Here is a 12098-nt window from a genome sequence, read left to right on the forward strand (position 1 = left end):
CGCGATCTATCGCTGTGACTGGAGTTCAGACGTGTGCTCTTCCGATCTCTATTGCTTTCTATCCTATCGATATTTCTTTTTAGGCTATCCGCATCGCTTTCTATACTAGCTGCATTGCTTTCCACATTACCTGCATTACTTGATACGGCTTCTTCTGCATCTTCTCCTTTTGTACCCCCCTCCGGAAAAAGCTTCTTATACTCCACTTCCTGCATAAAATGCTGTTCCCGGTAAAGCGTATTTTCCTTATAGGCCTTGGCAAAAAGCTGTCCTAAGGGAGAGTCCAGGAACTTCTGAAGCTTCTCTTGATTCAGTAAGCCATATTCCTCCGGGGAAAGAAAGTCGGATAGCTGGGAAATGTCCTTAGAATAATCGTAAAAGGCTAAGGCATGGTGATAGCTGTCTCCTATTGCCGCACCGATATTTTTTCCTTCTGCTTTCATCTTCTGAATCAAGGGGCTGTCGGGCTTTTCCTTGGCCTGCTGCCGTGCTTCAGCTTTACCCTCAGCTTTACTCTCAGCATTGCCTTCTACACCTTGCTCTAATCCTTCTGCCTGTTCACTAGCAGATTCCGTACTATCTACTCCTTGCTCCGTACTCTTTATCTTCGCATCAAGTTCTTCTGTTCTTTCTATCTTCTCCTCATCCCATTCCGGTGCAACTGCCCTTCCTTCCTGTCCGGTTTCAGAAATTGCCTCTCCATGCTCCTCCATAGCCTTCATTTTTAGTAAAGATACGGAGTATTTGGGGCTTCTATGGGTGCTTTTCTCAAAGGGATAGACATAGGAAAAATGTTCTTCCATAAGCTTTTCCGCCTCTGTCTTTTCCCGCCCTGTTCCCAAGAACTCGTAGAGCTTTTTCTCAAGGGAAATGGATTCTCCCATGGCTTTTCCTTCATTTTCCTCCAAATCCTCTTTAGAAATAAAACGAAGGGCGATTTCTTCGGTCTTGGTACTTTCAAAGAAGCTCCGGGAATAGGCCATTAAAATCCAGGCAAGATAAGAACTCGCTCCTCGGATATCCTCCAGAGACAGCCGTTCTTGCACCGGGAATTTCTTGATTAAATCCTCTTCATTTTTGCAAACGCCGGTGAGAATCAGCTTTTCCTCTGCTCTGGTCATGGCAACGTAAAGCACCCGAAGCTCTTCTCCAAGGCTCTCCCGCTCCCCCTTCTCCTTGATGGCGATTTTGTGGAGGGAGGGGTACTTTATTCTTGTTTCCAAATCCAAGTAATCTGCGGCCAGCCCCAGCTCCGAATCCATAAGCATTTTCGCCTTGGAATCCATCTTGTTAAAGGTCTTATGGAGTTGAGAAAGGAAGACCACCTTAAACTGTAGTCCCTTGGAGTGGTGGATGGACATAATCCGAAGCAGGTCATCCTTTTCCGAGAACACCGTTGCCTCTCCCTGATCCTGCTCCTGCTTTTTCACCTTTTCAATATAGCGGATAAAATGGAATAAGCCGCTGTAGCTTCCCTTTTCAAACTGCTTGGCATCCTCTAAGAGCTGGTCCAGATTCGCCTGTCGCTTCTCTCCCAAGGGCAGTGCCCGCACATAGTTATAGTAATCCGTCTCTTCATAGATTAAGCTCAGTAAGGAATGAAGCCTTAAGGAACGGGATAGTCTACGGTAGCGTTCCAGTTTATTTTGGAAGTTCTGCCATTTTTCTTCCAGCCCGGGAGGCAATGCTTTTTCTGCCTGTAAGGATAGATTTACCGCATTTTCCTTGCTCTTATCATAGGGCTTTTCGTATAGGCTACCCTTCACCAGCACAATCTGTCCCAGCTCTTCGTCCGTAAAGGAAAATAAGGGGGAGCGCAGTACTGCTGCCATGGGGATGTCCTGTCTTGGATTGTCAATGATGGCCAGGAAGGACAGAATCGTCTCCACCTCCACCGCAGAATAATATCCGGTTTTTAGTTCCGCATAGGCAGGGATGCCTTCCTTTCCGAAGATATCCACCATTTCTCTGGAAACGCTGTGGGGAGAACGAAGGAGAATCACCATGTCCTTATAGGCATAGCCCTTTTCCAAAAGCTCCCGAACCTTTGCTGCAATCATCTTACATTCCAGTTCCAGCTTACTGAGGGATTTTCCGGAGGAGCTGTTGCCGTCTTCTTCTGACGAATTATTCCGGTTCTCTTGATTCCGGCTTCCCTTGTTTTTCTCCTCTTTAGTGCCAGCTCCATCATCTCCGTCTCCATCTTCATCACTAGAACCGGTTTTTTCCAGCTCTAAGAGAAGCAGTTCCGTTTGATCCCGTCTCTGATTGCCTGTAATAGAATCCTCTTCCTGCCTTGCTTCTTCTGTTCTTAGCTTCCCCAGGAATAGACTGTTCTCCAAATCATATTCGATTCCTCCGAAGTCCTTTTTCATAATCTTAAAGAACAGGGTATTTACCGCGGAAAGCACCCCTTCATCGGAACGGAAGTTCTTCCGAAGGAAAATCTTGGGATAGTTTTCATCATGGTATTTTTCCAGGAATAGCTCCGGTCTTGCCATTCGGAAACGATAAATGCTTTGCTTTACATCTCCCACCTGAAAGACATTGGGCTTTCCGAAGCGCTCCTGGGATAGGGCACGAACAATATATTCCTGCACAAGGTTTGAGTCCTGGTACTCGTCCACCAGGATTTCCCGATAGGATTTGGCCAGTTCATCCGCCAATGCACTATAACGGACTTCCTGCTCTTTTCCTCTACCAATCTCCTTAGCTCTATATTTACCGGCTTCTATCTCATGCTCAGTTTCCGTCTCCACCTCAATTTCCGCCTCTTCCTCGATAGCTCCATCGTCTCCATCCTGATACAAAAGCTTTAAGGCAAAATGCTCCAAGTCCGAAAAGTCCAGTACCGCCCTTTCTTCCTTTTCCTTTTGATAGCGCTCCATAAAGAGAAGGCAAAGTCGCACAAGCTCCAGGATTCGCTTCTGTCCCTTTTCCTCCACTTCCTCTTCCAGTTCTTCCGGAAGCAGTCTATAGTTCTCCTGCCAGGTCTTTAGAGTCTTCTTTCCTCTTTCCCGAAGGGACTTTACCAATTCTTTTCCCTCTGACTTCGTGCTCTTTAGGCGCCCAAAGTTTAGACTCTCCAATCCTCTAACCAAGTCTTCCAGATTATCTGCATTGGCAAGGGCAAGGGCAAGGCACTGATCCCTTTCTTCTAAAATCCGTTCTTCATACTCTATAGGGCCGTTTGGCTCTCGACATAGGTCTAGGGCGTCTTCATAGAGGAGAGACAGATTTTTAAGCCTACTCTTCATATCTTCGTAGAGGTCCTTTTCCCACTTTTCCCTACGAGAATAGGCGTCTTCCTCTAAAAGCCCCTCCAAATAGGCCTTGGGAAAGGGCATGGCGCTGGCCAGGTTATAAAGCTTAAGAATCAGCTCCTCTATGCCTTTGTCCTTCTTTCCTATGGAAAACTGGTCCACAAAGGCCAGGAAGGACTCTTCCTTCTTTTCGTACTCCTCCTCCAGAAGCTCCTCTAAAATATCCGATTGAAGCAGGGACATTTCCCCGGTATCCCCAATCCGAAAATGTGCGTCTATGGAAAGGCCTGCATAATTTTCCTCGATTAGTCGCTTACAAAAGGCGTGGATGGTACTGATATTTGCGGTGGGGAGCAGGGCAATTTCCCGAAGAATCCGCTTGTCATAGCCATTTTGTAAATGCTCTTCCAGCCGTTTTTTGATTCTTTCCTTCATTTCCTCCGCCGCAGCCTCGGTAAAGGTCATCAAAACCAAAGAGGAAAGGGAAGCATTTTCCTCTAAAATCAGGGACAGCACGTGTTCCACCAGCACTGCCGTCTTTCCGGAACCTGCCGCCGCAGAGACCAGCAGATTTCCTTCTCTATGGGCGATTACCGCCTTTTGCTCTTCCGTCCACAATGCCATTTTACTGCCCTTTCTTTTGATACTTCTCTATCCACTCGTCCCAAATCGCTTCTTCCTCGCCTTTTTCCAGACTTCTATAGGAAAAGCCGGGGAGGTCCGGGTCAAAGCCGCAGATGCTGTGGTAGGGGCAGTAGGTACAAGCCGTCTTATCCGGGGCCTCTCGAATAGGAGAAATATCCTTCTCCCCCTCCAGGATTCTCTTACAGTCCTCTTCCACCCTTTCCCGCACATAGGAAAGCATAGCCAGAATCTTTTCTTCTTTGGCAACAGAACCCTTTTCCTCTATAGCGCCGTTTTTCTCCTTTACCGGAAGCAAAAGGCTGTCTCCCTTTAGCTCCCTGTCCATGCGAAAAATGATGTCCTTATCCCCGTTGATTAAGCCCTTGGGTCTTGAAGCCTTCAGCTTTTCCTGAAAAAGCTCCTCCTCAGTCTGCCCCTTAAAGCTTAGGCTTGGGTTATCCATGGTGAAATAAAACAGCCCTGCAGGATGCAATTTGTAGTCCGGATGTCTCTTTCTCTCCTCCTCCAGCAAGATGGATAGGTAGAGGGGAAGCTGAATCTGTAGTCCCGCCTTTAAAAGATCCAAGGAAAAATCCGTATTTCCGCTCTTATAGTCCAAAACCTTTAGGTAATAATTCTTCTCCTCATCCAGATAGCTGTCCACCCGATCCACCCTTCCTCTAAAGGACAGGGTATCGCTTTCATAGTGAAAATCCCGCTCCAGGGCTTCCACCTGAAAATCCCCGCCAGAAAGCTGCCGTTCCAGCGCCCAGAGGATGGTTTTTGCATTTTCCTTAAACTTATGGAAAAAATATTGGTTCCGTCCCCCCTCTAAGAAGGGAGCAAATTCCGGATCCTGCTCACTTTCCGCTATGGCGAAATTAAGATACTCCTGAAAATGCTCGGAAAGCGCCTCTCCCTTCAGCTTTTCTTCCTTTACCTTCTTAAAAAAGCTTTCCACCAGCTTATGGTAAAGATTTCCCAAATCAAAAGCCTGAATCTCTGCCTCTTTTCTTTCCTGCAAATGTAAGCCGTAGCGAAGGAAATGGAAAAAGGCACAACGATTTAGCCCTTCCAGTCGGCTTACGGAGCCTCTGATTTTTTCTCCGTAAAGTTCCTTGGACAGTTCTTTGCTTAGGGGCAAATGTCGATTCTCCCAAAAAACAGCATCCAAAAGCTTTTCCAAATCCTTTTTGTACTCTTCCTTTTGCCAGAGGCTATGGAGAAGCTGAAAGGATTCCAGCTGAAAATAAGGAAGGACCTCTTCCTCCGAACGGAATAAAGCTTCCCTTTTGCAAAGTTTCGGTAATTCCTTGGAAAGACTGGCTTTTGCCTGGGAAAAGCTCTGCATTTCCTGTATTTCCCGTTCCAGCTTTCGTATCTTAAGCTTGGGAAATAGCCGCAATACTTCCTGTAAAATAGGAGAAATCCCTCCCCTGCCCTTTGGTATTCTTAAAGGGTAAGACAGATACAACTCTTCCTTGGGGCTTAGGAAGGCGTGATACAGGTAAAACTCCTGAATATAGCTTTCCTCCCAGGCTAAGGGAGACAGGATGCAATGCTCCTGCCGTAAAAAGCTTTTTTCCTCCTCGGTAAAGAGGGACTTTTTCTTTGGGGGCAGGGGAATGAGCCCTGCATTTAAGCCTAGAAACAAAAAGGCCTTGGGATTATGGAAACGGGAGCGGGTTAAGTCTCCCACCAAGACCTGATCGTTTGTAGCAGGAATCTGCCGCAATTTTTCTAAAGATAAAGCCATATCGAAAAAAGCGGAAAATTCTTTTTTGTTTACCGGAATTTCTCCTAAGCCCTCCTTCATTTTGGAAAGAAGAAGCTGAATCTGGCTTACGCTTCTTTCCAAGCTTTGGGACAGGGAGTCCATGCCCTCATTTTTAAGGAAAATAGCTTCCTCTTCCAGTTTAAAGAGCGCCATTAGCTTTTCCGTAAAGCCTTCCAAGCTTTCTATTCTTTCTTTAAGACTGTGGCTTCCTTCATTTTCCTCTAAAAGACGGAAGAGGGCTTCCGCTTCTAGTAGACTTTCTTCTTGAAAAAGACTTTTAAAGGCGGATTTCCCTTTAAAGCCCTTGGCTCTTGCTTCATTTTCCAAGGCATCAATCCTGTCCTCTTCCTCCCTGCCCCGGTAGGGAAAGGCCCGAAGATAACGAAAGAAGGAGTCGTAAAGCAGACCCTTCTCCATCACCTCTAAGGCAGAGCGAAGAACCTTACTGAAGGGAGAGTCGAAAAGTTTAATGTCCTCCTCCAAAAAGAGGGGAATCGCAAATTTTCTTCCCTGCCGAAAAAAAGCATCCCTATACAGTTCCACATCCGGAAGAACCACCCCGATATCCTGATAGCGATAGCCCCTTTCCTCTACCAAAAAGCGGATATGGCTACAGGCCTCCTCCACCTCTTTGGAAATGTTGGCGGCTTCGATGACAGAAATGCCATGGGGCACGGAAGGATAGGCTCCTCCGGTATAGACCTTACTCCTATCCATGCTTTCCCTCGTCGGACTATGCTCTTCTTTGCTTCCGCTTTCTTCACTTTCTCCTTGCAAAAATCCCTCTACCAAGGTCTGTAAAGCAGGAATTTGCTCAAATCGGGGAAGTAAAGCCCCCTCCGCTCTTTTCTCTCCTGTTCTGCTGTCCAATTCATTTAGGGATAGGGGAGGGAGAATTTCCACTCCCAGCTTCTCTCCCCTACTATAAAGCTCCTTTATCGCTTCTTCTGTAAGATAAAACAGGGATTCCCGCTTTTTCCCGTTTCCAAGTGCAGAGATATTTTTCCCGGAAAACTCCAAGGAAAAATACAGTTCTCCCGCCCTTTCCATCAAAACCTCTATGCAAAGAAGCTGGATGGGGGTAAAGCCGGTAAAACCGTCAAAAATCAGGATGCTATCCTTTAAAGTATTGTCCTTCCAAAGGGCGGATATTCCCTGATCCGCCAAGCCTTCCTCTGTGATTCTGCCGGTCTTGGAAAGGTAGAGCAGGAACTCTTCATAAATATAGGCCAGATCCAAAAATTTGGCTCTTGTTATAGACCTTTTGGATTTTTCCGCGCATTTTCGTAAATCCTCAGGGCTTACCTTGTACTGCATGCATTCGGAGATCTGGGACTTACATTCCTCAATAAAAGAAAGACTTTCCGCCTCCCTTTGATAATAGCTTAGCTGCTTTTTCTTCTTTCCTAAAATCAGGCGAAGAATCATCATTTTCCCCATCTCATCCAAGGAAAGGGGGCTCTTTTGATTGGTATTCTCAAAGGCACGGTAATAGAGCCTTTGGAAGCTAAGAACGTCCACATTCAAAATGCCCTTTCCCTGATTTTCGCTGTGGGATACGATTCTTTTTTGCATGGCAAGGGTATCCTGCTCCGGCACAAGATAGTAAATCTGCCTATGATAATCCTTCCCGGCCTCCTGCAAAGCCTTTCGAATCAAATATTCCGTTTTTCCGGAACCGCCGGCTCCCAGGATGATTTGCAGCTTGGACATCAAAGCCTCCTTTACTGTAGCAGTTTAAAGACTATTTCTGTAAATTATACTTTCTTTAAATTATGCTTTCTTTAAATTATGCTTTCTTTAAATCTATACTTCGCTAAGACCTTCAAACATTCTTTCCACAAAAGCTTTACTATCCTTTAATTTAGGCAAATGAATCTGATTTCCCTCTCCTTCATTTCCCTCTATTAAATAGCCCTCCTGAAGATCCGACTCCAAAAGGCGAATCCAATGCAGGGAGTCTTCGAAAAGCTCCGGATAAAAATAATACAAAAGGCTGGTCATATCCCAGTTATAAAAGCCGGGAATGCCGTAGACTCTATCATTATAATGCATCCAGTCCTTTGCCTTCCCTAAAATATACTGCCCTAAGGAAGATTTTTCCAGTCTACTCTGACATTCTTCATAGGAAAGGAGGAAGGCCAGGCAGGCGTTTCCGGTGAGGGTGTGGAGATTCTTGCCATTCTTTAGCACAAGTTCCGTAGCCTTATAGTCAATGGAGAAGTTTAACTCCTTCATTTCTTTCTTGGCAAAAATCAGGGGTTCTGTAATCCCTCCCATAAAGTAAATGCCCTTCACATAGGAGAAAAACTCTGCGTCCAGCATATAGGCTCCTGCAATATTGGTGGTGGATCCGGTAACCAATATGTCCACCTCTCCCGGAAAACGCTTAACCGTCTCCAGTATCTTTTTAGAGGCTTCATTCTCCCACTGTCTTGGCGCAACCGCACCGTACCAAAGGGGAATCTCTTCCCTTCCTCTCTCCTTTAGCATCTTCTTCGTGTTTTCATAGACCACAGCGGTTTTGTTGTTTCCAAAGGAAGAGGATAGCCCAAGAAGCTCTATATCCTTTCGTCCTAAAAGATAGAGAAGGCAAAGGCCGTCATCAATATCACAGTCCGGAATCCCCATGGTGTTGTCGCAGTCAAAAAGAAGCTTTCTTCTTTCCATCCTACTCTCCCTCCTTAAGCAAAAACAAAATCTTTTCTTCCCCTTCTTTAAAGCTAAGGGTAGGGAAGCCCTTTGCCGGAAGCTCCTCTCCCCTTTCGATTAGGCAGCTAAGGACTAGACCGGCAGAGTTCTTATAGAAGGCACGGAAAAACTCCCCTAAGTATTCTTTTTCGATAAGCTTAAAGGGGCTTAGTGCTTCGGCTGTTACGCTTACTTCCTCCACTTCATGAAGACTTTCTCCCTGCTTTTCTGCTATCTGCCTTTCCCCTATTTCTTCTTTAAAGCTAAGCTGTCTCTCCCGAAAAAAGAAGCTGTAGTTTCCCTCTTCTTTCTCTACCGGAAAGGAAAAGTAGGGACAGGAAAATACGCCATTTTCCACTCTACCCAAAATACTGTTTCCCTTCCCCATGAATCTTGCCACATATTCATTCACAGGACTGTAATATAGCTTCTCTCCCTCATCCACTTGGAGAATCTCCCCATCTTTCATAAGCGCAATACGGTGGGCAAGTCTTAGCGCCTCCTCCTGGTCATGGGTAACCAAAACCACGGTTAGATTCTCTTTTTTCTGAAGCTCTAATAAAAAGTCTCCCATTTCCCTCCGAAGATTAGGATCCAGGGCGGAAAAGGGCTCATCCAAAAATAGGATATTCTCATTCATGGCCAGGGCTCTGGCAATGGCAACTCTTTGCATTTGTCCTCCGGAAAGGCTGTCAATGCGCCTTTCCGAATAGCCCTCCAGCTGTACAAGCTTTAAAAGCTCCTCCACTCTTTTATTTCGCTCTGCTTTGGGAACTTTTTGTAATTCCAGAGAAAAACCAACATTTTCCCCCACGTTCAAATGAGGGAAAAGCCTTAGATCCTGAAAGACCACGGAAATTCCCCTCTTATGGCTGGGGAGATTTTGAATCTCCTTTCCCTGAAAGAAAATTTTTCCTTTGCTTAGGGGATATAAGCCCAGCATTGCCTTTAGGAGACTGCTTTTTCCGCAGCCGCTTTCTCCAAGAAGCGCCAATATTTCCCCGGAACGAACCTCCAGGGAAATGTCCTTTAAAATCTTTTTCTTCTCCAGCTCCAGCTCTAAGTTTTCACAAGATAAACGAATTTCCACCCTTAACTCCTTTTACAAAATGCTCTGTACGCCCTCTTATTTTTACAAGATTTATACTTGTCTTTACGCTAGTCTAAACCCACACTGTTCTAGCTTCGCTCTGTTCAGACATCACTTTTTTTAGCCTCTCTCCCTCTGTATACCCTTCTCTAAAAAGTCCAAGAGGAAAAATAATAGAAAGCTGCTACATAGAAAAATCAGTCCGTAGGCACTGGCCAGATTTCTTTCTCCGCTTTGAATATAGGGAACCATAATCAGGCTTAAGCTTTTCACCTTTCCCCCGCCCAAAATCAAAGTCAAAATATACTGGCTCATGGACAGGATATAGGACATCATAAAGGCCGGGAAAATGTAGGGATAGAGTAAGGGCAGGCTAATCTTCCAAAAGAGTCTTCCTCCTACTGCCCCCATGACCCTCCCCTGCTCTTCATAGAGCTTCATTTTTCTACTCATTCCTTCTTGCAGAAAACTTACCGCATAGGGCAGGGCATAAAGGACATGGGCCAAAAATACGGTAAGAAATGGGTTTAAAATCTTTACTTTCAAAAATAGAATCTGAGCCCCCATGGCAAAAACCGTTGCAGGAATCATAATGGGGAAATTCACCAAAAAGGCAAGGATGCCCTTTCCCTTAAGCCCCTCTTCATTTTGGTACTTGGCCGTGCAAAAAGCCACCAGCACGGTACAGAGGGAAACCAAAAGTGAAAAGACCATACTGAAAAGCGTGTCCTGAAATAGAGCCTTCCTCTGGAAAAGAATGCTTTTAAAGCTTCGAAGAGAAAAGCTCTTGGGAAAGAGCTCCGGCCAGGCATAGCGTTCCGTAAAGCTGAACAATAGTAAAAAGAAAAGGGGCAGAACTAAGCTTAGAAAAAAAAGATTACGAAAGAGAAGGTAAAAAACGCTGCCGGCCCTTCCTTTTGATTTTATAGAATTCATAGCGCCTCCCCCTTAGGTCTTCTTTTTCGGTAGAAATTTAAAGTAAAAGTAGCTTAGAAACAGAGAAAACAAAAGAATAATCCCATTATAGGCTAAGGCCACCGGCCGCTGTAAAAATCCCCTCTGTAGCTCCTGGTAGGATAAAACCGATAAGGCCTTGGGACTGGTAGCACCCAAAAGATAGGGAAGGTCAAAGGCTCCGAAGGAGAAGGAGAAAATGATGAAAAATGCCGCCAAGTACTGCCGTATGGATAGGGGCAGGGTGATTTTCCAAAAGGCTTGAAAGGGATTTGCCCCAAGGCATCTTGCCGCCTCTCCCGCCTTTTCATCCACCTGATAGGCCAGGGGCAGGGAGAAGAACAGGACAAAGGGCAGTTCCTTCCATAGGTAGGAAAGGATAATACCTATCCCCTTCTCATCATACACCAGAGCCGGAAAATCCGTCTGGGAAGAAATCCAACCAAAGGAAAAGAACAGCCTTGCCAAAAAGCCGTTGGAAGACAGTAAAAACAAAAAGAATAATGCCACTAAGCTATGGGGCATCATAATGGCGATTCTGAAAAAACCTTCCAATCTTTTCCATTTTTCCCCATATTGTAAAAGAAAGAAGGAAAAAAGAATCGCCAGCGCCAAGGATAAGAAGGAAGAAAGCAAGGATAAACGCAGAGTATAGAAAATAGAGGGGATAGTATCCCCTCTATGCATGATTTCCTGATAATGCTCTAAGCTTAAGCCCTTTTCCCCTAAAAAGCTTTTTATAAATCCATAGGAAACTCCCAAAAGGAAGATCGTAGATAAAATCAGCTGGGGAAGAATCCACAAATAGGAAATCTTCTTTTTCATCTTATTTTCCGGCCACTTCTTCCTGCCAGATTTCCTCGATGATAGGAACCAGACCTGCAGGCATTTCCGGTAAACGCTTGTCTAAAAGAACGCTCTGCTCTAAAACACCCTCTCCCAAGTCCACCTTGGCAAATTTTTCCTGTACTTCCTTGGAAAGCTTGCTGTTGTCCAATACAGGGATGGTCTTTAAGGTCTCATAACGGTTTAACTGCACATCCTCGGAAAGCATGGCATTGATAGCAACCTGGGCTGCCGCATTGTGCTTTGCATTCTTGGAAATGGCAATGTAGTTGGTGTTTCCGATGGTTCCCTTATCCCAGATAAAGGTCTGCATATTGTTGGAGAAAGATCCGTCTGCAATGCTGTTGGATACAAGGTATGCAGAGTAAGTCATTCCCATAATCAGCTCTCCGTCCGCCACCATATTTCTCATGGTGGGCTCCTTCTCGGGATAGGTCTTTCCTTCCTTCCAAAGGTAGGGATTTAACTCCTTTAAATAGTCCATAGCAGGCTGTACCAGCTCTTTTACCGCTTCCTTATCTTCCTTTACGGTCTGGAAAGGCTCCACCCCTACGATATCGTAAATCACATTTCTCACAAAGGCAGAACCGGTGAAATCCGGAAGGGCCGGGTAAGTAATCTGTCCCGGATGCGCCTTGGCATAAGCCAAAAGCTCTTCGGTATTCTTCGGGAAATCTCCCTTGGTCTTATCTCCGTAGAAAACCATCTGGGCCTTTCCGTAAGGTGCTTCATAGCCCTCAATGGGATAAGCAAAGTCCTTGTTGGTTTCCGGATCATCCTGATTTACCAGATTCTTAAAGTTGGGAAGATTCTGGGTAAATGGCCCATAAAGGAAAGTGATTTCCTTTATGGG

At 45.4% G+C, this 12098-nt stretch carries 6 protein-coding genes; all 6 read right to left on the minus strand.

What is annotated here, in order from left to right; translation table 11 throughout:
* Nucleotides 1-3888: 3888 nt before the first annotated feature.
* On the minus strand, nucleotides 3889-7377 hold the full coding sequence (locus RYL27_RS08465; RefSeq protein ID WP_314966540.1) for a PD-(D/E)XK nuclease family protein: 3489 nt from the start codon (nucleotides 7375-7377) through the stop codon (nucleotides 3889-3891).
* 93 nt (nucleotides 7378-7470) lie between these two features.
* Nucleotides 7471-8334 (minus strand): nucleoside hydrolase, encoded by an 864-nt coding sequence (locus RYL27_RS08470; protein WP_314966542.1) that lies wholly within the window; start codon nucleotides 8332-8334, stop codon nucleotides 7471-7473.
* A 1-nt stretch (nucleotide 8335) separates the two neighbouring features.
* Nucleotides 8336-9445 carry an ABC transporter ATP-binding protein gene (locus tag RYL27_RS08475; protein WP_314966544.1) on the minus strand — a complete coding sequence of 370 codons (1110 nt, stop codon included), beginning with the start codon at nucleotides 9443-9445 and terminating at the stop codon, nucleotides 8336-8338.
* Nucleotides 9446-9565: 120 nt separating this feature from the next.
* Entirely contained in the window at nucleotides 9566-10381 is an 816-nt protein-coding gene (locus tag RYL27_RS08480) for an ABC transporter permease (RefSeq protein WP_314966546.1), read from the minus strand.
* A gap of 12 nt (nucleotides 10382-10393) precedes the next feature.
* On the minus strand, nucleotides 10394-11224 hold the full coding sequence (locus tag RYL27_RS08485) for an ABC transporter permease subunit (protein WP_314966548.1): 831 nt from the start codon (nucleotides 11222-11224) through the stop codon (nucleotides 10394-10396).
* A gap of 1 nt (nucleotide 11225) precedes the next feature.
* Nucleotides 11226-12098: ABC transporter substrate-binding protein (locus RYL27_RS08490; protein ID WP_314966550.1), on the minus strand; the 873-nt coding region annotated here is incomplete at its 5' end.

The organism is Oribacterium sinus (genome assembly GCF_963537195.1).
Lineage (GTDB): Bacteria > Bacillota > Clostridia > Lachnospirales > Lachnospiraceae > Oribacterium > Oribacterium sinus_A.

Bases quoted from the DNA above. Each gene is read 5' to 3' on its own strand.
- RYL27_RS08465 (WP_314966540.1), bottom strand. From the start codon at position 7,377: ATGTCCAAGCTGCAAATCATCCTGGGAGCCGGCGGTTCCGGAAAAACG.
- RYL27_RS08470 (WP_314966542.1), bottom strand. From the start codon at position 8,334: ATGGAAAGAAGAAAGCTTCTTTTTGACTGCGACAACACCATGGGGATT.
- RYL27_RS08480 (WP_314966546.1), bottom strand. From the start codon at position 10,381: ATGAATTCTATAAAATCAAAAGGAAGGGCCGGCAGCGTTTTTTACCTT.
- RYL27_RS08485 (WP_314966548.1), bottom strand. From the start codon at position 11,224: ATGAAAAAGAAGATTTCCTATTTGTGGATTCTTCCCCAGCTGATTTTA.